Here is a 22,225-nt window from a genome sequence, read left to right on the forward strand (position 1 = left end):
GCGCGCCCCCCCCCGCCCGCGAGCAGCGCGAACCCGGCGGCGACGAGCGCGGCGGCGGGCAGCAGGACGCGCGGCTGGCCGTAGCGGTCCATCGCGCGGCCGAGGACGGGCTGGCCGGCGGCCATCGCCAGGCCGAGGACGGCGGCGAGGGTGCCGGCGAGCGGGTAGCCGCCGCCGTCGGCGCGCACGTGCAGCACGACGGCGAGCGCGCCCATGCCGTTGGGCAGCCGGCCGAGCAGCGTGCCGGCGAGCAGGCGCGCCGCGTGCGGCCGGCGCAGGAAGTCGACGTAGCCCCGCATCCCGTGTCCCCGTCGCGTCAGTCATACGTATTACCCCGTGGGTCATACGTACCACTTCACCGGGGTCCGGCTCTAGTCTGTTTTCCGTGCCCGATGTCCGCGAGGGAGGCCGAGGTGCCGCTGGCCGGCCGTCCCACCAGTAAGGACGTCGCGCAGGAGGCCGGGGTCTCGCAGTCCACGGTGTCGCTGGTGCTCGGCGGCAAGTGGAGCGGCCGGGTCTCCCCCGCCACCGCGCGCAGCGTGCGGGTCGCCGCCGAGCGGCTCGGCTACCGGCCCAACCCGGCCGCGCGGAACCTGCGGCTCGGCACCACCCGGACCGTCCTGCTGATGGTGCCGACGCTGTCCGCGCCGTTCTTCGGCCCCGTCTACACCGGCGCGGCGCGGGTCGCCGCGCGGCACGGGCTCGGCGTCGTGGTGTCCACCTGGCCGGACGACGCGGACGGCCCGGCCGAGAGCCCGTTCCCGGCGCCGCACGAGGCGATCGACGGCGTGCTGGCGTCCTCGATGCCGGCCGCCGCGCTGGAGCGGTTCCAGGGGACGCCCGCCGTGCTGCTCGACAGCGGCCCGCACGCCGACGTCCCGACCGTCGACTTCGGGGTCGCGGACGGGATGCGCGCGATCGCCGACCATCTGACGGGGCTCGGCCACCGCCGCATCGGGCATGTCGCGGCGGGCGTCGACCAGTGGACGTTCCGGGCGCGCGCGGAGACGCTCTCCGCCGCGGTCGCGGCGCTGCCCGGCGGCGCCCTGGCCCGGGCGGCGTGCGCGATCGACGTCGCCTCGGCGCGGGACGCGGCGCACCGGCTGCTCGCGCGGCCCGACCCGCCGACCGCGCTGGTCTGCGACGACGACCTGATCGCGGCGGGCGCCTACAAGGCGGCGCGGGCGCTCGGGCTGGACGTGCCAGGCGAGGTGTCGGTCACCGGGTTCGACGACGTGCTGCTGGCGACCGCGCTGGAGCCGGAGCTGACGACCGTCCGGCTGCCGGCCGAGGAGATGGGCGCGCAGGGCATGACCGCGCTGCTGGAACTGCTGGACGGCGGCCGTCCGGCGCCCCGGGTGCTGCCCGGGCGGCTGGTGGTGCGCGGTTCGTCGGCGCCGCCGCGCGCTCCCCTGCCGCCGTGATCTCCCGGACACTCCGTGATCTCCCCGGGGCAGGGGTATAAGGGGGCGCATGGCACATCCCTCCGAAACCGGCTCCGAGCCGGGCCCGGCCGGCCCGGCCGAGATCCCCCCGCCCCGCACGCGGGTCTGGCGCGGCGGGAAGCTGGAGGCGCACGACTTCCCGGTCGCCGAGGTCAGCGACTACCTCGACCAGGACGACACGGTGGTCTGGGTCGACCTGTGCGCGCCGCAGCGCGCCGACTTCCAGGTGATCAGCGACGAGCTGGGGTTGGACCCGGTCGCGGTCGAGGACGCGGTGTCCCGGCACGAGCGCGCGAAGATCGACCGCTACGAGCGCTACGCGTTCCTGAACGTCTACGTCCCGCGGGTGCGGGACGGCGAACTCGACCTGCACGAGGTGTCGGCGTTCCTCGCCGACCGGGCGCTGGTCACCGTGCGGCAGGGCCCCGGCTTCGACATGGACGCGCTGGTCAGGCGGTGGGACGGGAGCCCCGGCGTGGACATCGGGGAGACCGGCGCGGGCTACCTGCTGTACGGGCTGCTCGACATGGTCGTCGACCTGCAGCTGGAGGCGGTGCAGGCGCTGGACGACGAGGCCGACGAGGTCGAGTCGATGATCTTCGACGAGTCGTTCCCGGTGCGCGAGATCCAGCGCCGCAGCTTCCGGCTGCGCAAGAACCTGGTGGCGCTGCGCCGGGTCGCGCTGCCGATGCGCGAGGTGGTGAACACGCTGCTCCGCCGGGACCTGCGGATGGTCGCCCCCGCGCTCGCGCCCTATCTGCAGGACGTCTACGACCACACGCTGAGGGTCGGCGAGTGGACCGACAGCCTGCGCGACCTCGTCGCGAACCTGCTGGACACCCGGATCGCGCTGCAGGGCAACCGGATGAACGAGGTGATGAAGAAGGTCACCAGCTGGGCGGCGATCATCGCGGTGCCGACGGCGGTCACCGGGTTCTACGGGCAGAACGTCCCGTATCCGGGATTCTCCGCGCATTCGGGGTTCATCGTCAGCTCGGTGATCATCGTGGTGTGCAGCGTCGGCCTCTACGCCGTCTTCAAGTACCGCGACTGGCTCTGACGGCCGGCCGGGTCCCGGCGGCGCGCCGCTCCGCACACGAGCGGAACGGCGCGCCGGGAGCACGGCCGGTCAGAGGGAGTTGAGGAAGTTCGCGGCGATGGGCGCCGCCGCCTCGGCGCCGGTGCCGCCGCCCTCGACGATCACGGCGAAGGCCAGGTCGCCCCGGTAGCCGATGAACCAGGCGTGGGTCGGCGGGTTCGTCCCGGACCCGTACTCGGCGGTCCCGGTCTTGCCGGCCGTGCCGGACGGGAAGTCCACCCCGGACGCGGTGCCCTCGCTGACGACGGCGGGCATCAGCGAGTGCAGCGCCGACTTCACCGCGGGCTCCAGCTTGTGCGGGGGCTCGGGCTTGCGCCCGCCCGCGTCCACGGCCTGCCCGGCCAGCGACGCGTCGACGAGCCGGGGCGAGCGCCACACGCCGCTCGCCGCCGCTGCGGCGACCGAGGCCATGTTCAGCGGGCTGGTCAGCACCTCGCCTTGCCCGAAGGCGGCTGCGGCGAACGCGGTGTCGTCCTTGTTGTCCGGGAACGAGGCGCGGACGGCGGGCAGTCCGGCGACGACCGGCGCGTTGAAGCCGAACTGCGCGGCGACCTGCGCGAGCCGCTTCTCCCCCAGCTTGTCCACGGCGAGGCGCGCGAACGTGGTGTTGCAGGAGTGCGCGAACGCCTCGCGCAGCGCGATCGTCCCGAAGTTCTCGTGCTGGTAGTTGTGGAAAGAGCGGCCGCCGACCGTGGTGGTGGCGGGGCAGGGCACCTTGGTGGACGGCGACATGCCGCCCGCGACGAGCGCGGCGGCGGTGACGACCTTGAAGGTCGAGCCCGGCGGGTAGCGGCCCATCAGCGCCCGGTTGTAGCCGCCCGGCTTGTTCGCGACGGCGAGGATCTCGCCGGTGGACGGCCGGAGCGCGACCAGCGACGCGGGCTTGGACGCGGCCCCGAGGGCCTTGCCCGCCGCGGCCTGCACCTTCGGATCGAGGGTGGTCGTCAGCGGCTCGCCCTCGGCGCCGCCGAACCGCTTGAGCGTCTTCACCGCCTTGCCGCCCGCGTCCACGATCTGGACGGCGAGGGCGGGCGTGCCCGCGAGCCGCTTCTCGTACTGCTTCTGCAGCCCGTCGGTTCCGACCGTGTCGCCCTTGCGGTACGGGGCGCCGAGCTTGCCTGCGGCGTCTGCCGTCGCGGGGCCGAGCGGCCCGGTGAGCTGCTGGACGGACCCGGACGGCGATCCGGCGAGGCTGCCGCCGTCCGCCGCCTTGATGTCGGCGCGGGCGGGCCAGGCGCGGGCGGCCCGCAGCCGCTGGCCTTCCTTCAGCCCCGGGTACAGGACCTCGGGCGACCAGGAGACGCGCCACTTGCCGTCGTGCTTGGTGAGCGGCAGCGCGCCCTCGTAGTTCCAGGTGCGGTTCCCGGCGAGCGTCAGGGCGGCGGTGTAGGAGCCGCCGGCGGTGTCGCCCTTCGCGTCGCCGACGGACGCGACGGTGTAGCGCTGCGCGGTGACGCCGAGGTCGTCGTGCAGCCGGCTGAACCGGGTGGTGAAGTCGGCGGGCGGATCGGTGGTCAGGGCGCGCATCGCGGTGTAGTCACCGCGGCTCCAGGCCGCCAGGTAGCGTTTCGCGGCGTCCCCGGGACTCTCCCCGTCCCGCAGGAACCACACCGCTCCCGCCCCCACGAGCACGGCCACGGCCGCGACTGCGGCGACGGTGACCACGCGGGATCGGCGCATGTTCGGGTGTCCTCTCTTCCGGGCTCGCATCGGTCGGATGCCCTAGAACACCAGGTGAACGGCCGGATGTCCAAGATTGATATCCGGGTGGCAGTGATAGGTGTTTTGATATGGTCCCTGGTCGTGAACGTCGTCGGGCATCTGACCTGCTTCGTCGCGGTGGCCGAGGAACTGCACTTCGGGCGCGCGGCGGAGCGGCTCGGCATGGCCCAGCCGCCGCTGAGCCAGCGGATCCAGCGGCTGGAGCGCGAGCTCGGGGTGCGGCTGTTCGACCGCTCCAGCCGCAAGGTGGAGCTGACCGCGCCCGGCCGGCTGCTGCTGGAGGACGCCCGTGACATCCTCACCCGCGTGGACCGCGTCTACTCCCTCGCCGAACGGGCCCGGCTCGGCGAGGTCGGCACCGTGCGCGCCGGGCTGCCGAGCGACCTCGGCGGGCCGATCGTCGCCGCGCTGATCGCCGCGTTCCGGGACCGCCGCCCCGACCTGCGGCTCGACCTGCGCGAGACGGGCACGGCCGAGCAGGTCCGCGCGCTGTCCGACGGCGCGCTGGACGCCGGGATCGTCCGGCACCCGTGCGACTCGCGCGGCCTCGGGCTCGGCCCGATGCTCGGCCAGCCGGTCGGGGTGCTGCTGCCGGAGGACGCGGGCCTCGCCGCGTCCCCGGAGGTGCACCTCGCCGATCTCGGTGGCCGCGACCTGGTCGTCTTCCCGCGCGAGGAGGCGCCGGGCGCCTACGACGAGGTGCTGGCCGCCTGCCGTCGGCACGGGTACGCGCCGCCCGCCGTGCACGAGGCGCGCCATCCGCAGTTCGCGCTCGGCCTGGTCCTCGCCGGGACGGCCGTCGCGCTCGTCCCGCGCACCGACGACACGGCCGGGGTGACGTGGCGTCCGCTGGTCGGCGAGCCGCTGGCGTGGCGGACGTCGTGCGCGTGGCGGCGCACCCGCGACGCCGAGCACGAGCGCGCCATCGCCGACTTCACCGCCGTCGCGACCGAGGTGCTGCGCCGCGAGGCCGGCATGGCGCCGCTGGACGGCGCGCCCGCCCGCCGCGTCGTGGCCCGCCCGTCCTCGGGGTTCCTGGCATGACCGGCACGCGGGAGAGAGGCGCCCCGCGGGAGACCGCGGCGCGGGAGGGCGCCGCGCGGGAGACCGCCGCGCGGGAGACCGCCGCGCGGATCGAGGCGGCGTTCCGCGACGCCGGGGTGACCGGCTTCCTGCACGCGGCGGACGTCGACACCGGGCGGGAGGTCGCGGTCCGCGCCGACGACCCGGTGGTGCTGGCGTCGGTGTTCAAGGTGCCGCTGCTGGTGGCGTTCCACCGCCGGGCCGCCGAGGGGCTGCTCGACCCGACCGAGCAGGTCACGCTGCCCGCCGGGGACCGCACGTCCGGCCCGACCGGCGTGTCGGCGCTGCTGGACGACGTCCGGATGTCGCTGCGCGACCTGGCCTGCCTGATGATCACCGTGAGCGACAACGCCGCGGCGGACGTCCTGCTGGACCGGGTCGGGCTGGACGCGGTGAACGCCGCCGCCGACGCGATGGGCCTGCGGGAGACGGTGGTGACGGGCGGCGGCCGGCAACTGTTCGACGACCTGCTGGCCGACGCGGACGCCGCCGGGTTCCCCGAGGTGTGGGCGCGGCTGGACGAGCCCGGCATGATGACCCGGCTGCGGGCCCTCGACCCCGCCCGGACGAGCCGCAGCACGCCCCGGGAGATGACCCGGCTGCTCGGCGCGGTCTGGCGGGACGAGGCGGCGCCGCCCGACGGGTGCGCGGCGATGCGCCGGCTGTTCGGCCTCCAGGTCTGGCCGCACCGGCTGTCGTCCGGCTTCCCCTACGACGACGTGCTGGTCAGCGGGAAGACCGGGACGCTGCTGACCGTCCGCAACGAGGTCGGCGTGGTGGAGTACCCCGACGGCGGCCGGTACGCGGTCGCGGTGTTCACCCGGTCGCTGCTGCCGGTCGCGGTGCGGCCGGAGGCCGACGCGGTGATCGGCACGGCGGCGCGGCTGGCCGTGGAGTCGCTGCGCCGCCGCTGAACGCGGTGCCACGCCCGCCCGGCGTCCCACTCGTCCGGCGTGACCGAACGTGGCCGACCCGATACCGGCGATCCGGCCGACCGCTAAACCAGCACTCCGCGCCTGAACGTAGGCTGTACCCCTGCTTTGATCTCTCTTGGAGGAACGCGTTGCGGCTGCCGGAGCATCTGGAGCTACTGCTCACCGACGAGCCGGTGCTCGACGTCTACGCGCACGGGCCGTGGCGCGTCCCGGACGGGCTGTTCGAGGACATCTCGGCGCGCATCGACGCGCTGGCGAACGACCCCCGCGCCGCGGACCTCACCACCGACGAGCACAAGCTGCTGACGCTGCCCGCCTCGCTGGTCACCGCGGAGATCTTCGGCATCCTGGCGTTCCTGCCGGGCGGCGGCGCGATCAAGGCGGGGTCGTGGTCGCAGCTGCCGGAGCGGCTGCTGCACCGGCACCTGGCCAACCCCGGCGCGCTGAGCACCCGGATGACCCGCTGGGACGCGCCGGGCGGCCGGTGGCGGCCCCCGGTGGACTGGCTGATCGAGGCGCCCGACCGGGAGCTGGCGATCGAGCTGGCCCGGGAGTGCCTGGGCGTGCTGGAGGGCGTCGAGCCGCTGGAGGAGCGCCGCAAGGCGCTGCTGCGGCTGTACTCCGACCCGCCCGAGTGCGACGTGAACCTGCCCAAGATGGAGCTGCGCGAGCACTGGCACGCGAACGCCGGCGACGACATCGTCGCCGCCGTCCCCGAGCTGCTCGGCCCCGTCGGCTACCTCGACTGGGTCTGCGAGGGCCTGCTCGCCGCGTACGCGATCCTGGCCGAGGCCGCGCCGCGCGACGAGTCGGTCGAGTCGCACCTGATCCAGCTGCTGCTGCAGGGCAGCATGGAGCACGTCCCGGCGGAGCTGGCCGCCGCCCTCGGCGAGGACCGCTACCACGACCTGCAGCAGCGCTTCCCCGCCGAGCGCCGCGGCTTCAAGGCCGACGCCTGGCAGCAGCGCACCCGCGCCTGGCTGGTCCGCGCGCTGGTCGCGGGCGCCGCCGACGCGTGCCGCGCCTGGCTCGACATGGCGATGCGGTTCGTCGCGATCGTGCAGGGCCTGCCCGGCGACCCGTGGTTCCCCAAGGCCGAGTGGATCCCGGTCGGGCAGTTCCAGACCGACCTGCGCCGGCTGTACGCGCCGCGCCGCCGCGTCGTCAACCCGCTCACCGAGACCCTCAAGGCGCCCGCCGGAGCCGAGGAGGCCGGCCCGGACGGCGAGCCGGGCGCGGCGGCGTCCGGGACGCGCGCCGAGCTGGCCAGCACGCTGGTCGAGCAGCCCGAGCTGACCGCCGCGCTGGAGGAGCTGACCCGCGGCAAGGACCCCGTCCGGCTGCTGATCGCCGGCCCGGACGGCACCGGCAAGCGGGACGCGGCGCAGGAGCTCGGCAAGGCGCTCGCGCTCGGCCGCGACCCGCTGTGGGTCACCGACAACCTGTACGCCGGGCAGCGGCTGTCGGACGCGGTCGCCAAGCTGCACGCCGACGCCCGCGACTGCGCCGGCGACCGGCTGCTGGTCATCGACGGGCTGGACGGCATCGTCGCCGACCCCGGCAACGGCGAGGCCATCGCCGACGAGCTGCACCGGCTGCTGGCGATCCACGCCGAGCTGAACCTGGTCGTGCTGTGCGACGCGGGCGGCGACGAGCGGATCCGCGACGTCAACCCGGTCCTGCCCGGCCGGTTCCGGATCGCGCGGACCCGGCCGTTCACCGCGCAGGGCCACGCGGAGCTGTTCCGCCGCGCGCTGGACCGGCTCGGCGTGCGCGCCACCCGGCAGGCCGTCGAGGCGGCGGGGGCGCTGCTGGCCGCGACGCCGCCGATGCAGTCGCTGCGCAACGCCCGGCTGGCGCCCTACCTCGCGGACCAGGTCGTCGCGGCGGTCCGGGCCCGGACCGGGGACGGCGCCGAGCTCGTCGTGCGCAAGGGCGACGTGCCCGCCGCGCTGGACACCGCCCAGTCGGCCGGGAACCCGCTGCACGAGCTGCGCGACCTCACCGGCCTGGAGACCGTCAAGCACGAGATCGCGCTGCTGGTCGCGGGCACGCACGCAGCCCGGCTGCGCAGCGAGTCCGGCCTCCGGATCACCCCGCCGACGCGGCACATGGTGTTCACCGGCAACCCCGGCACCGGCAAGACGATGGTGGCGCGGCTGCTCGGCCGGATCTACAAGAAGCTCGGCGTGCTGTCGTCGGGGCACCTGGTCGAGGCGTCCCGCGCGCACCTGGTCGGCGAGTACATCGGCCAGACGGCGCCGCGCACCCGCCGGCTGGTCGAGCGGGCGATCGGCGGCGTGCTGTTCATCGACGAGGCGTACACCCTCACCCAGTCGCCGCTGAAGGGCGACTACGGCCACGAGGCCATCGCCGAGCTGGTCAAGCTGATGGAGGACCACCGCGACGACCTCGTGGTGATCGTCGCCGGCTACGAGCAGGAGATGGCCGAGTTCCTGGCCGCCAACCCCGGCCTGGACTCGCGCTTCCCCAAGCAGATCCACTTCCCCGACTACACCGACGACGAGCTGATCACGGTGTTCGGGCAGCTCGCCGAGGCCGACGGGTTCCGCCTCGCGCCCGGCACCGACGACGTGCTGCGCTCGATGCTGCGCAGAGCGCCGCGCGGCCCGTCGTTCGGCAACGGCCGGCTGATGCGCAACCTGCTGGACGTCGCCGTCGCCAACCAGGCCGACCGGATCGCGTCCGTGGCCGTCGGCGCGTCCGGTGACGCCGTGCCGGCGAAGCCGCCCGCGAAGAAGGACCTGCTCACCCTCACCGCCGAGGACCTGCCGCCGCTGCTGGAGCATCCGGAGGAGTTCTTCGGCCTGTACCTGTGACGCACCGGGTATGACGTAAGCGGCTTCCCCGCCCGACCGCGCGAAGGCGAGGGAGACCCGTGACCGCGACCCCCTGGGAGGACGACCAGCGCCGCCTGGCCAAGCTGCTGAGCGACATGGCCGCCCACGAGACGTCCCTGCTGCGCGACGGCACCCGCCCGTGGACGTGGTGGCTCGACCGGGCCGTCCTGCACGGGCGGCGCCACGGCTACGTCAACACGCTGCTGATCGGCGCCCAGTGGCGCGCCGCGACCGACGTCCGCTCCTACGCGGACTGGCGGGCCGCCGGACGGCAGGTGAGCAGGGGCGAGACCGGCATCCGCGTGCTGTCGCGGGCGGGCCGCCCGTACGCGGTGTTCGACATCGCCCAGACGACGGGGCTCCCGCTGCCTCCCGCCGCCGGCGTGCGGTCCCGCGTGTCCGGGGAGGCCGTCCGCCGGCTGGCCGGGGAGCTGTGCCGTGGGGGCGAGGGCGTCCGGCGGGTGGAGGCGGACTCGGTCGCGTACCTGGTCCTGTCGTGGCTCGGCCTCGATCCGGACCCGCCGGTCTTCCCGGTGAACGCGTTCTGGGCGGGTCCGGCGGCCGGCGACCGGATCCTGCGGACGGCGCGCCGCGTCCACGACCGCGCGTGCGACCCGTCCGGCGGGGTCCTGCCGGACGCGCACCGCTTCTTCCGGTCCCGCCTCAAGTCGAGCTGGGTACCCGCTTACCTGGACGGGCGCGGGTTCCCTCCGCCCGTGCAGCGCCGGCGGCAGATCGGCTACGCGCCGGACGCCGCGCACGCCCTCATCGACCATCTGCGCTCCCTCGGCCACGGCGACGAGGCGGTCGTCGCGTCCGGGCTGGCGCGGCGCGGCGGCGCGGGACGGCTGCACGACATGTTCCGGGACCGCGCGATGTTCGCGATCCGGCGGCCGGACGGCACGGTCGCCGGGTTCATCGGCCGGCGCGCCGACGAGGCGGAAGGGCCGAAGTACCTCAACGGCCCCGACACGGACTTCTTCCACAAGCGCGAGCTCCTCTACGGCCTGCACGAGGCCAGCGAGCAGCTCGCGGCGGGCGCGCGTCCCGTGCTGGTCGAAGGGCCCTTGGACGCCATCGCCGTCGCGCTTGCGGAGCCGCGGGAGTTCGCACCGGTCGCGACCTGCGGGCTGTCCCTCACCGCCGCCCACCTGGCCGCGCTCGCGGACGCCGCCGACCTCGCCGCGACGGGCGTCCTGATCGCCCTGGACGACGACCCGGCCGGACGGTCGGCCGCCGTCCGCGCGTGGGACGTGCTGAGCCGGGTCGCCGGCCCGCTCGACCTCGCACGCCTCCCCGAAGGCCGCGACCCCGCCGGCGTCCTGGCCGGGCAGGGCGGCGCCGCACTCCGTCAGGCCCTCGACGCCACGATCCCGCTGATGGACGCGGTCGTGGACGCGGCGGCGGCCCGCGCGGGCGGTTCCCTCAGCACGCCGGAGCAGCGGCTCGCCGCCCTCCGCGCCGCCTGCTCGCCCATCGCGGCCCGACCGTCCGGGGCCGCCCGCCAGGTCGTCCGCCTCGCTGCGCGCACCGCGCTCCCGGCGCCGCTGGTCACCGAGGCCCTCACCGACCACCTCTCAGAACGTCCCTGACCCCGCCTCGGGCGCCGGGTCACGCCGCGGTTCCCGCGGCGAGGGCGAACAGCAGCTCCTCCCGGCCCGCGGCCGTGACCAGCTGCAATCCGACGGGCAGCCCGCCGACCGTCCCGGCGGGGACGCTCAGCGCGGGCAGGCCGAGGACGTTCCATGGGCAGGTCAGGCTCAGCAGGGCGGGCTGGACCGGGCCCAGCCCGCACTCCAGCCGCCCGATCTCCGGCGCGGTGATCGGGACGGTCGGCAGCGCGAGCACGTCGTGGCGGCGCAGGAGCGCGGCGGCCTCCTCGACGAACCGCGCCCGCTCGCGGGACGCCCGGACGTACCGCCAGCCGGGCGTCTCCCCGGCGCGGCGCAGCCGGTCGAGGGTGACCGGCTGGTACAGCTCCGGCGCGTCCGCGACGCGTTCGACGTGCACCTCGTAGGCCTCGCTGTCCTGGATCGCGGCGAAGATGCGGCGCAGTTCCCGCAGGTCGAGCCGCACCGGAAGCGCGTCGGGGACCAGCCGCCGGACGGTCTCCGCCACATCGCGCTCGACCGGCCCGCTCTCGACCCACGCCACGCGGATGTCACCGGGCACCGGCGCGGGCTCGGCATCGCCGGGCGAGGGCCGCTTGAGGACCTGGTAGGCCGTCCAGCAGTCGGCCGGCGTCGCGGCGAGCACGCCGACGTGGTCGAAGGAGACCGACAGCGGGAAGACGCCCTCGGTCGGGACGGCGCCGTAGGCGGGCTTGAACCCGGCGATGCCACAGAAGGCCGCAGGAATGCGGACGGACCCTCCCGTGTCGGTTCCGATGGCGAGCGGGACCATCCCGGCGGCGACGGCCACCGCGCTGCCGCCGCTGGACCCGCCGGAGATGCGGGACGGGTCGTGCGGGTTGCGGGACGGGCCGTTCACGGCGGTGTCGCCGCTCGCGCCGTAGGCGAACTCGTGCGTGGTGGTCTTGCCGACGATGACCGCGCCCGCGGCGCGCAGGCTCTCGACGCAGGCGGCGTCGCGTTCGGGGATGTGCCCGGCGAAGTGGTCGGAGCCCATCCCGGTGGGCAGGCCGGCGACGTCGATGATGTCCTTGATCGCTACGGGGACGCCGTGCAGCGGGCCGCGGTCGCGTCCGGCGGCGAGTTCCTCGTCGGCGGTGCGGGCGGCGGCCGCCGCGCCCTCGGCGTCCACGATGACGAACGCGTTGAGGGACGGGTCGACCGACTCCAGCGCGCGAGCCAGCAACCCGGCCGCCGTCGCGGCGCCCGACCGCAGGTCGCGGCCGAGGCCGTCGAGCGTCCGCCCGGCGAAGAAACCGGTCATCGCGCCTCCCATGATCGCCACAAGGATCGCCCCAAACGTACCGGCGCGCGGTCCGCGCCCTCCACCGGCGCCGCCGGGCCGCTCGCCGCAGGAAAGCGACCGTTCGGCGACGGTGCCGCCGGACGCGTGAACCTACGCACGGGTACGCGGCAAGCTTCATCGCACCTTGTGGAGGCGTTCCCGCCGGTTCGCTGGGGGGCGGGGCGGCGGCCCTGCCGCCGCCCCTGTAACCGGTGCCGTCCACAGCCGGGTGGGGGGACGGGGCCACGGCGGCGCGGTCTGTAGGCGCGCACCCGCCGCCGTGGCCTCCCCGGCCGCCCTCACAACACTCCGGTTCGGCTGTCAAATGCACTGACAAGGCCTTTCATCTGCGGCTTTCGGCAACTACCGTCGATGACGTGAACGCGCCGGTGGACCAGCAGGAGATCACCGGCACCGCCGACCGGGCGATGATCTGCACCGCCGACCACCGCGCGTCCTCGGCGGGCCTGGCGATCCTGCGGGCCGGCGGGTCCGCGGCCGACGCCGCGGTGGCGGCGAACGCCGTGCTGGCGGTGGTCGCGCCGCAGTGCTGCGGGATGGGCGGCGACCTGTTCGCGCTGGTCCACGCGCTAGAACGGGACGGTCCCGGGCCGCCCGCCGCGCTGAACGCCTCCGGCCGCGCCGGGTCGGGCGCCGACGCCGCCGCCCTGCGCGCGGAGGGCCGCCGCCGGATGCCCGTCCGGCACGACGTGCGGTCGGTGACCGTCCCCGGCTGCGTGGACGGCTGGCTCGCACTGCACGCCCGCTACGGCCGGATGCCGCTCGCCGAGGTGCTGGAGTCGGCCGTCCTGCACGCGGAGCGCGGCTTCACCGCCACCCCCGGCCTCGTCGCGGCCTGTCGGGACGCCCCGGGCGGCGACGGGCTCGCGTGGCCGGCGCGCCCCGGCGAGCAGGTGAAGCGCCCGGGGATCGCCCGCGCCCTGCGGGGCATCGTCGCGGACGGCCGCTCGGGGTTCTACCAGGGCGAGTTCGGCGACGGCCTGCTGCACATCGGCCGGGGCCTGTTCGCGCCGTCCGACCTCGCCGAGCCCGCCGCCGAGTGGCAGCGCCCGCTCGGCGTCCGCGCGTTCGGGCACGACGTGTGGACGGCCCCGCCGAACTCGCCGGGCCACGTGCTGCTCGCCGCCCTCGCGGTCGCCACGGGTTTCGACCTGTCGGATCCCGCCGACCCCGGCTGGGCGCACCTGCTGGCCGAGTCCGTGCTCGCGGCCTCCGGCGGCCGCGCGGAGGCGGATGCCGCGGCGCTCCTCCGCCCGGACCGCATCGACGCGCTCCGCGCCGCCATCGACCCGGCCCGGCACTGGCGCCGGCGCGGAACGGTCCAGTCCGGCGACGCCGCCTGTGTCTGCGCCGTGGACGACCGGGGCATGTCCATCGCGCTGCAGCAGTCGAACGGCACCGGCCTCGGCTCGCTCCTGTTCGAGCCCGGAACCGGGATCAACCTCCACAACTGCGGCGCGGGGTTCACGCTGGCGCCCGGTTCGGCCGCCGAGTACGGGCCGCGGCGCCGCCCGCCGCACACGCTCGTGCCGGTCGTCGCGACGCGGCCCGACGGCACGTTCCGGGCGGTCCTCGGCTGCGCGGGCGGCGGGATCCAGCCGCAGGTCGACCTGCAGATCCTCGTGCGGCTGCTGCGCGGCGCGCCGGCGGAGGACGCGCTCGCGGCGCCCCGCTGGCGGCTCGCCGGCGGGCTCGGCCCGTTCGAGGCGCCGCAGGGCAACACCCCGATCCGTCTCGACCTGCAGGCCGGCGCCCCGGACGCCTGGGCGCGCCGCCTGCCCGGCTACGGGCACCTCGTGCGGGCGGCGGCGGAGGACGAGGAGTTCGGCGAGGCGCAGCTCATCGAGGCCGGCCCCGGCGGCGGCCTGCGCGGCGACGGCCCCTGCCCCTTCGCCCTCCCCCGCGTCCGCTGAGCGGCTCGGGCCGGCAAGAGCGTTCGATCCGCAGGCGCGGCACGGCTTCCACGAGCTGATCCGCGCCCTCGCCGCGAGTCGGGCGTGGGGTTGACGGGGGCCACAGCGGGGACGTCGTCCTTTCCGGGCGTCCGCCGAGCACCGAAGGGACCGCGCCATGACCGAGGCCGCCACCGCGCCCACCCCCCTGTCCGACGACGAGGTCCGGCGGATCGACGCGTACTGGAGAGCCGCGAATTACCTTTCGGTAGGGCAGATCTATCTGCTGGGCAACCCGCTGCTGCGGGAGCCGCTGAGGCGCCGGCACATCAAGCCGCGGCTGCTCGGGCACTGGGGCACCTCCCCCGGCCTGAACTTCTGCTACGCCCACCTAAACCGGGTCATCAAGGCGCGCGACCTCGACATGATCTACATCATGGGGCCCGGGCACGGCGGCCCGGCGGCGGTCGCGAACGCCTGGCTGGAGGGCACCTACAGCGAGGTGTATCCGGACGTGTCGCGGGACGAGCCCGGCATGCGGCGGCTGTTCCGGCAGTTCTCGTTCCCCGGCGGCATCCCGAGCCACGTCGCGCCCGAGACGCCTGGATCGATCCACGAGGGCGGCGAGCTGGGTTATTCGCTGGCGCACGCCTACGGGGCCGCGTTCGACAACCCGGACCTGGTCGTCGCGTGCATCGTCGGCGACGGCGAGGCGGAGACCGGGCCGCTCGCGGCGTCCTGGCACTCCACCAAGTTCGTCGATCCCGCCCGGGACGGGGCGGTGCTGCCGATCCTGCACCTCAACGGCTACAAGATCGCGAACCCGTCGGTGCTGGCGCGGATCTCCGAGGAGGAGCTCGTCCAGTTGCTCGACGGCTACGGGCACCGTCCGATCATCGTCAGCGGGGACGAGCCGGAGTCGATGCACCGGAAGATGGCGCTCGCGCTCGACCAGGCGCTGGACGAGATCGCCGACATCCAGCAGGCGGCCCGCGCCGGGGAGGACGTCCCGCGGCGCCGCTGGCCGATGATCGTTCTGCGGTCGCCGAAGGGCTGGACGGGGCCGAAGGTGGTCGACGGCCTGCCCGTCGAGAACACGTGGCGGTCCCACCAGGTGCCGCTCACCGGCGTCTGCGACAACCCCGAGCATCTGGCTCAGCTGGAGGAATGGCTGCTCTCCTACCGTCCCGGCGAGCTGTTCGACGAGGAGGGGCGCCCGGTTCCCGCGCTGACCGGGCTGGCGCCCGACGGCGAGCGCCGGATGAGCGCCAACCCGCACGCCAACGGCGGGCTACTGCTCCGGCCGCTGGCGCTGCCCGATTTCCGCGACTACGCCGTCGAGGTCGGCAAGCCCGGTACGACGACGTCGGAGGCCACCCGCGTGTTCGGCGGGTTCCTGCGGGACGTGGTGAGGGGCAACCCGTCCAACTTCCGGATCATGGGCGCGGACGAGACCGCCTCCAACCGGCTCGGCGACGTCTTCGAGGCCACGGACCGGGTCTTCGAGGGCGAGCGGCTGCCGACCGACGAGCACCAGAGCCCGCACGGGCAGGTCATGGAGGTGCTCAGCGAGCACCTGTGCCAGGGCTGGCTGGAGGGCTACCTGCTGACCGGGCGGCACGGCCTGTTCAACAGCTACGAGGCGTTCGTCCACATCGTCGACTCGATGTTCAACCAGCACGCGAAATGGCTGAAGGTCACGCGGCACCTGCCGTGGCGGCGCCCGATCGCGTCGCTGAACTACCTGCTGTCGTCGCACGTGTGGCGGCAGGACCACAACGGCTTCACCCACCAGGACCCCGGCTTCCTGGACGTGGTCATGAACAAGAAGCCGGAGATCGTCCGGGTCTACCTGCCGCCGGACGCCAACACGCTGCTGTCCGTCGGCGACCATTGCCTGCGCTCCCGCGACTACGTCAACGTCATCGTCGCGGGGAAGCAGCCCGCGCTGAACTGGCTGCCGATGGACCAGGCGATCGCCCACTGCACGCGCGGGATCGGCATCTGGGAGTGGGCGTCGACCGACGGCGGCGCCGATCCCGACGTCGTCATGGCGTGCGCCGGCGACATCCCGACATTGGAGACGCTCGCCGCCGTCGACATCCTCCGCCAACTCTTCCCCGACCTGCGCGTCCGGGTGGTGAACGTCGTGGACCTCATGCGGCTGGAGCCCGACACCGAGCACCCGCACGGGCTGCCCGACCGCGAGTACGACGCGCTCTTCACGACCGACAAACCGGTCATCTTCGCGTTCCACGGCTACCCGTACCTGATCCACCGGCTCGCCTACCGCCGCCACGGCCACGACCACCTGCACGTCCGCGGCTACAAGGAGGAGGGCACCACCACGACCCCGTTCGACATGGTGATGCTGAACGACCTGGACCGCTTCCACCTCGTCATGGACGTCATCGACCGCGTCCCGTCCCTCGGCGGCCGCGTCGCCCACATCCGCCAGCGCATGGCCGACCAGCGCCTCGCCCTGCGCGCGTACACCCGCGAGCACGGCGAGGACGCGGCCGAGGTCCGCGACTGGACCTGGCCCTACTAGGGAGGCCGTGCCGATGCGCATCCTCACCGTCAACCCCGGGTCGAGCAGCCTGAAGCTGAGCCTCCTCGACTCCGGCGGCTCCGTCGTCACCGAGAACGCCGGCGCCCGCCACGAGATCGCGCCGATGGTCGCGGACATGCCGCGACCCGACGCGGTCGGCGTCCGCTTCGTGCACGGCGGCCCCGACTTCACCGGACCGGTCGTGGTCGACGCGAAGGTCACCGAACGCCTGGAGGCGCTCGCCGACCTCGCCCCGCTGCACCAGCCCGCGTCGCTGCACGCGCTCTCGGAGATCACCGAGGCGCTGCCGGACGTCCCCGCCGTGGCCTGCTTCGACACCGCCTTCCACGCCACCCTGCCGGACGCCGCCGCCACCTACGCGCTGCCCGGCGAATGGCGCGACCGGTACGGCCTGCGCCGCTACGGCTTCCACGGCCTGTCGTACTCCTACGCCGTCCGCCGCACCGGCGAACTCCTCGGCTCCGTCCCGTCCCGGATGGTGATCTGCCACCTCGGCTCCGGCGCGTCCCTCGCCGCCGTCGCCGAGGGCCGCTCTGTCGACACCACGATGGGATTCACGCCCCTGGAGGGCCTCGTCATGGCCTCCCGCGCCGGCAGCGTCGACCCCGGCATCCCGCTGTGGCTGATCAAGCACGGCGTTCCCGCGTCCGAGGTCGACGACGCCCTGGAGAGCCGCTCCGGCCTGCGGGGGCTCACCGGGACCGGCGACATGCGCGAGATCCGCGAACGCGCCGAAGCCCGCGACGCCGTCGCCCTCGCCGCCCTCGACGTCTACCACCACCGCCTGCGGGCCTGCGCCGCCGCGATGGCCGCCACCCTCGGCGGCCTCGACGCGCTCGTCTTCACCGGCGGCGTCGGCGAGCACGACCCGTTCGTCCGGCACCGCCTCGCCGAGGACCTCGCGTTCCTCGGCGTCTCCGTCGACCCGCACCGCAACGACGGCGCCCGCGGCGACACCGACGTCACCGCGCCAGGCTCGGCCGTCCGCACCCTGGTCGTCACCGCCCGCGAGGACCTGGAGATCGCCGAAGGCGTCCGGAGATGCCTCCGGTGACGCGCCCGATGGCAATGACCTCCTCCAAACTGCGCCACCGCCGGTAAAGCGCCAGGTATCACGCATACGATGACGGCGATGGACAGACCGGCAGACGACTTGGAGAGCCTCAACCGGAAGCTCGAGAACATCCAGGCGATCACCGACGAGGCGCTCGCCCATCTGGACGTCGACGAGTTCCTGGACACCCTCCTCGACCGCGTTCGCCACATCCTGGGCGTGGACACCGCCGTCGTGCTGCTCCTGGACCGGCAGGGGCGGTTCCTCGAGGCGACGGTGGCGAAGGGCATAGAGGAAGAGGTCAGCCAGGGCGTGCACGTGCCCGTGGGGCAGGGATTCGCCGGACGCGTCGCCGCCGAGCGGCGGCCGGTCTACATCCCCGACGTGGCCAGCGCGGGCGTGTTCAACCCGCTGCTGGTTCAGCGGGGCCTGCACTCCCTGCTCGGCGTCCCCCTCATCGGCGGCGGGCGGCTGGTCGGGGTCCTGCACGTCGGCACGCTGGCACCGCGCCGGTTCACCGCGGACGAGACCGAGTTCCTGCAACTCGCGGCGTCGCGCATCGCCCTGGCCGTGCAATCGCTGATGAGCCGCGCCGAGCGCGCCGGCGCCCTTGAGCTGCAACGCAGCCTGATCCCGTCCGCCCTCCCGGACATCCCCGGCGTCGAGATGGCCGCCCGCTACCGTCCCGGCAAGGAGAACGTCGGCGGCGACTGGTACGACGTCTTCGTCCTCCCCTCGGGCGAGATCGGCATCGTCATGGGGGACGTGGCGGGGCACGGCCTGCCCGCCGCCGTCGTGATGGGCCGCATGCGCAGCTCGCTGCGCTCCTACGCGCTGGAGACGACCGATCCGGCGGAGGCCCTGGGCAAGCTCGACCGGAAGATGCTGCACTTCGAGCCCAACGCGACGGCGACCGTGCTGTACGCGGTGTGCGCCCCCTCCCTGGACCGGATCCGGATCTCCTCGGCCGGCCACCCGCCCCCGGTCCTCGCCCGGCCCGGCGGCCCGGCGGAGGCCGTCGACCTGAAGCTCGACCTCCTGATCGGCTTCACCACGGAGATCACCCGGTCGACCACGGTCGTCGACCTCCCTCCCGGCGGCCTGCTGTGCTTCTACACCGACGGGCTGATCGAGCGGCGGGACAACTCGGTCGACAGCGGCATCGCGCGGCTGTGCGACGCGGTCTACGCGGGCGATCCCGAGCAGGTCGGCGCGGCGGTGATGGCCGCGCTGATCGGCCGCGAACGGGCCGCCGACGACGTCGCCCTCCTGCTGCTCCAGCGGAAACCCTGACCGTGCCCTACGCTCTGGGCGCATGACGGAAGGCGCGTGCCGGGTGTGCGGGAAGGCCCTGGCGCGTCCGGACGGGCGCCCGGGACGCGCGTCGGTGTACTGCTCGGCCGCGTGCCGGCAGAAGGCGTACCGGACGCGGCGGGCCGGCGGCGACACCGTCCACGACCTGATCTCCGACATCGAGCGCCGCGTGAAAGGGCTCGCCCCCGAAGACCCCGCGCCGTTCTACGCCGAGGTGCGCGACCTGTCGTCGTCGGTCGGGCGGCTGCGCCGCATCGCGCGGGTGGCGAAGGACGCGGCGCAATCCGTCACGCCGGAGCCCGTGACGAATCCCCTCCGGGACGGCGACGAGATCGACTTCGCCGGGCTCGTCGAACCGCACCGGCGCGAACTGCAGGTGCACTGCTACCGGATGGTCGGCTCCTACGACGACTCCGAAGACCTCGTCCAGGAGACCCTGCTGAAAGCGTGGCGGAACCGCGAAGCGTTCGAGGGCCGCTCCAGCCCGCGCACCTGGCTCTACACCATCGCCACGAACGCGTGCCTGGACTTCCTCCGCCGCAACGAGCGCCGCCCGCAGCGGTACGCCCCGTCCCCCGTCCCACCCTCGAACGACGTGACCGCACCGCCGTTCCTGCCCTGGCTGCAGCCCTTCCCGGACGACCCCGAGGCGGCGGCGGAGACCTCGGAGACGATGGAGCTGGTGTTCCTCGCCGCGATCCAGCACCTGCCGCCGAAGCAGCGCGCCGTCCTGATCATGCGGGACGTCCTGGGCCTGCCCGCCGCCGACACCGCCACCGCCCTCGACCTGACCGTGGCCTCGGTCAACAGCGCCCTCCAGCGCGCCCGCCCCGCCCTCCGCGATCGTCTCCCGGAACGGCGTGACGAATGGACGCGCGGCACCGACCCGTCCGAAGCCGAACGCGACCTCCTCGACCGCTACATGAAGGCCGCCGTCGACGGCGACACGTCCGCGATGACCGCCATGCTGCGCGAGGACGTCCGCATCACCATGCCCCCGAACCCGATCTGGTTCGGCGGACGCGACGCGATCATCGGCATGCTCTCCCAGACCTTCGCCCCGTCCTCACCTGCGTACATCGGCCGCTGGCGCCACCTGCCGACCCGCGCCAACGGCCAACTCGCGCTCGGCGGCTACGTCCAGCGCCCCGGCACGAGCGTCTACCGGGCGCAGGTCCTCGACGTCCTGCGGATCGAGGAGGGCCTGATCGCCGAGATCACCTCGTTCGAACCGCACCTGTTCCCCGCCTTCGGACTGCCGCTGACACTGGACCGATGAGTTCTCCGGCCGCGTGCGTCTCCATGTACGTCCGACACCCACGCGAGAACGGAACACGGCCATGCTGCTGGAGAACAAGAACGCGATCATCTACGGCGCCGGCGGCTCGATCGGCACCGCCGTAGCGACGACCTTCGCCCGCCAAGGCGCCACGGTCCACCTCGCCGGCCGCACCCGCGAGCCCCTCGACGCCGTCGCCGCCGCCGTCACCGCCGACGGCGGCCGCGCGGACGTGACCGTCCTGGACGCCCTCGACGAGAAGGCCGTCGAGGCGCACGCCCGCCGCGTCGCCGAAGCCGGCGGCATCGACGTCTCCCTCAACCTGATCACGCGCGGCGACGTGCAGGGCATGCCCCTCACCCAGATGTCCGTGGACGACTTCGTCGGCCCCATCACGACCGGCGTCACCGCGAACTTCATCACCGCGCGGACCGCCGCCCGCCACATGTCCGAGCGCGGCTCCGGCGTCGTCCTCGCGCTGAACAGCGGCTCCGCGAAGGGCAGCCCGATGATGGGCGGCACCGGCCCCGCGGACGCGGCCATCGACACCCTCGTCCGGAACCTGGCCCAGGAGTGCGGCCCCGCCGGCGTCCGCGTCGTCGGCATCTGGACGGCGGGCCTCCCCGAGACTCTCTCCCCCGAGAAGCTCTCCCGGTTCGGCCCGCCCATGGACGACGCCGCCTTCCAGGCCCTCCTGACCCGCCTGGACGAGATGCGCCTGCTCCGCCGCTCCCCCACCCTCGCCCAGATCGCCGACACCGCCGCGTTCCTCGCCTCCAACGGCGCCGCCGCCATCACCGGCACCTTCGTCAACGCCACCAGCGGCATCTTCACCGACTGACACCCCGCGAAAGGCGATGCCGGTCACCCCAACAGAACCGGCATCGCCTCCCCGCGAATAGGCAAGCGACCAGGTGAGGCCTTGTCGGTCATCACTCGCTCGGCCTGCGCAGGGGTGCGGCCCTTGCGGGCCGACCGGTGCGCACTGACACGCTCGCCTTGATCAGGCGGCCCGGTCGAGACCGGGCGGACTGGTCGCGCGGGGCGCCGCTCTGTCTCGGGGTGGAAGAAGCCGGTAGACGTACCGCCCGTCAGGATCTTTGCTGATCCCGATCTGGTTCGGGCTGGTGTGTTTGAAGCGGTTGTGCCACCCGCAGGTCAGGGCGAGCTGGTCAATGTCGGTGGGTGAGTGTCCGAGGGCCCAGCCGTTGACGTGGTCGACCTCGCACAGCGTCCCGGGGATCTCGCATTCCCGCACCGCGCAGGTCGGGTACAGGGTTTCGAGGACTTGGCGTTGGGCGGCGCTGGCGAACCGTTCCCGGTACCCGAGATACAGCGGCGTGTGCCCGCGCCCCAGCAGGAGCGGCGATACACCGGCCGACAGGGCGATGCGGCGGGCCTGGGCGGCGGGGATCGGGGTGCCGTCGGTCAGGCGGGCCGGGGCATTGCCGCCGGTCAGTGTCTCCAGGTCGCAGATGACGGTGACCTTGGTGGCCTTGTGTCCACCGGACAGGACGCTGGACAGGGCGGCGGCGGTGCGTTCTGCGGCGTCGCGGTGGTCGTCGGGCCCGGCCGGCTTGGCCAGCGGAGCGAGGGTGCCGTCCCAGATGGCGGCGTCTTCGGCGTTCAGCCAGCCCTTGATGTAGCGGCCGCCGTCCAGGGAACCGGTGCTGGTGATCCACGACTTGGCGTACCCGCGCTTGACGTCTTCACCGGGGCCGGTCTCCGTGCCGTCGCGTTCGGCGATGATGTCGCAGATGCGGCGGCCGAACACCGCCACCTTCGCCGCCGAGAACCCCTGCTCGACGAAACTGAGCAGGGTGGTCTCGGCTTGGGCGCAGTCGGTGTCCTCCAACCGCGCCACACTCTGCGCGACCGTGGCCGCGTACCCATACGACAGCTCCCCGGTGGCGAGGCGTTCGGCGACCTGGGGAAGCCGATCCCGCTGCCTCGCCAGGATGAGGCGTTCGGTGGTGCGGTTCTCCCGCATCCCCAACCGCGACCGCAACCACGCCCGCGTCGACGGAAACCC

The 22,225-nt window shown here is 74.2% G+C and carries 15 protein-coding genes and 1 pseudogene; 12 read left to right on the top strand and 4 right to left on the bottom strand.

From position 1 onward, the window contains the following. A pseudogene (locus ABD296_RS43620) lies at window positions 1-299 on the bottom strand (MFS transporter); the annotation flags it as partial. A 93-nt stretch (window positions 300-392) separates the two neighbouring features. Here ABD296_RS43620 and ABD296_RS43625 point away from each other — a divergent pair. Continuing rightward, window positions 393-1,424 (top strand): LacI family DNA-binding transcriptional regulator, encoded by a 1,032-nt coding sequence (locus ABD296_RS43625; RefSeq protein WP_344282334.1) that lies wholly within the window; start codon window positions 393-395, stop codon window positions 1,422-1,424. 49 nt (window positions 1,425-1,473) lie between these two features. Then, on the top strand, window positions 1,474-2,505 hold the full coding sequence (locus tag ABD296_RS43630; RefSeq protein ID WP_344282337.1) for a magnesium transporter CorA family protein: 1,032 nt from the start codon (window positions 1,474-1,476) through the stop codon (window positions 2,503-2,505). Between the two features lie 69 nt (window positions 2,506-2,574). Here ABD296_RS43630 and ABD296_RS43635 read toward each other — a convergent pair whose 3' ends face one another. Next, window positions 2,575-4,224: a penicillin-binding transpeptidase domain-containing protein gene (locus tag ABD296_RS43635; protein ID WP_344282340.1), complete on the bottom strand. Its 1,650-nt coding sequence runs from the start codon at window positions 4,222-4,224 to the stop codon at window positions 2,575-2,577. A gap of 123 nt (window positions 4,225-4,347) precedes the next feature. Here ABD296_RS43635 and ABD296_RS43640 point away from each other — a divergent pair, with 123 nt between their 5' ends. The 4 genes from ABD296_RS43640 (at window position 4,348) to ABD296_RS43655 (ending at window position 10,737) form a co-directional block, all read left to right on the top strand. Beyond that, window positions 4,348-5,310, top strand: a complete 963-nt coding sequence (locus ABD296_RS43640; RefSeq protein ID WP_344282343.1) for a LysR family transcriptional regulator — start codon at window positions 4,348-4,350, stop codon at window positions 5,308-5,310. Then, the gene (locus ABD296_RS43645; protein WP_344282346.1) at window positions 5,307-6,263 is read left to right on the top strand and encodes a serine hydrolase; all 957 of its coding nucleotides are present in this window, start codon (window positions 5,307-5,309) and stop codon (window positions 6,261-6,263) included. Before ABD296_RS43640 ends, ABD296_RS43645 begins: the two co-directional genes overlap by 4 nt. 149 nt (window positions 6,264-6,412) lie before the next feature. Beyond that, the gene (locus ABD296_RS43650) at window positions 6,413-9,124 is read left to right on the top strand and encodes an AAA family ATPase (RefSeq protein WP_344282349.1); all 2,712 of its coding nucleotides are present in this window, start codon (window positions 6,413-6,415) and stop codon (window positions 9,122-9,124) included. A gap of 59 nt (window positions 9,125-9,183) precedes the next feature. Continuing rightward, window positions 9,184-10,737, top strand: coding sequence for a toprim domain-containing protein (locus ABD296_RS43655; RefSeq protein WP_344282352.1), 1,554 nt, complete (start codon window positions 9,184-9,186; stop codon window positions 10,735-10,737). A gap of 19 nt (window positions 10,738-10,756) precedes the next feature. Here the strand turns inward: ABD296_RS43655 and ABD296_RS43660 are convergent, their stop codons facing one another. Next, window positions 10,757-12,040 (bottom strand): amidase, encoded by a 1,284-nt coding sequence (locus ABD296_RS43660; protein WP_344282355.1) that lies wholly within the window; start codon window positions 12,038-12,040, stop codon window positions 10,757-10,759. Window positions 12,041-12,438: 398 nt separating this feature from the next. Between ABD296_RS43660 and ABD296_RS43665 the strand changes: the two genes are divergently transcribed. The 6 genes from ABD296_RS43665 to ABD296_RS43690 all read left to right on the top strand — a co-directional run bounded on the left by ABD296_RS43665 (window position 12,439) and on the right by ABD296_RS43690 (window position 21,034). Next, on the top strand, window positions 12,439-13,995 hold the full coding sequence (locus ABD296_RS43665) for a gamma-glutamyltransferase (RefSeq protein WP_344282358.1): 1,557 nt from the start codon (window positions 12,439-12,441) through the stop codon (window positions 13,993-13,995). Window positions 13,996-14,152: 157 nt separating this feature from the next. Further along, complete coding sequence (locus tag ABD296_RS43670) at window positions 14,153-16,525, top strand: phosphoketolase family protein (protein WP_344282361.1); 2,373 nt, start codon at window positions 14,153-14,155, stop codon at window positions 16,523-16,525. A 13-nt stretch (window positions 16,526-16,538) separates the two neighbouring features. Continuing rightward, the gene (locus ABD296_RS43675) at window positions 16,539-17,600 is read left to right on the top strand and encodes an acetate/propionate family kinase (protein ID WP_344282364.1); all 1,062 of its coding nucleotides are present in this window, start codon (window positions 16,539-16,541) and stop codon (window positions 17,598-17,600) included. A gap of 78 nt (window positions 17,601-17,678) precedes the next feature. Beyond that, complete coding sequence (locus ABD296_RS43680) at window positions 17,679-18,893, top strand: PP2C family protein-serine/threonine phosphatase (protein WP_344282367.1); 1,215 nt, start codon at window positions 17,679-17,681, stop codon at window positions 18,891-18,893. Between the two features lie 22 nt (window positions 18,894-18,915). Further along, complete coding sequence (locus tag ABD296_RS43685) at window positions 18,916-20,193, top strand: sigma-70 family RNA polymerase sigma factor (protein WP_344282370.1); 1,278 nt, start codon at window positions 18,916-18,918, stop codon at window positions 20,191-20,193. Window positions 20,194-20,254: 61 nt separating this feature from the next. Continuing rightward, window positions 20,255-21,034, top strand: a complete 780-nt coding sequence (locus ABD296_RS43690) for an SDR family NAD(P)-dependent oxidoreductase (RefSeq protein ID WP_344282373.1) — start codon at window positions 20,255-20,257, stop codon at window positions 21,032-21,034. Between the two features lie 162 nt (window positions 21,035-21,196). Here ABD296_RS43690 and ABD296_RS43695 read toward each other — a convergent pair. Further along, window positions 21,197-22,225, bottom strand: a 1,029-nt coding sequence (locus tag ABD296_RS43695; RefSeq protein WP_344282376.1) for an HNH endonuclease signature motif containing protein, incomplete at its 5' end; no start/stop codon positions are given.

Source organism: Actinomadura napierensis (genome assembly GCF_039529375.1).
Lineage (GTDB): Bacteria > Actinomycetota > Actinomycetes > Streptosporangiales > Streptosporangiaceae > Spirillospora > Spirillospora napierensis.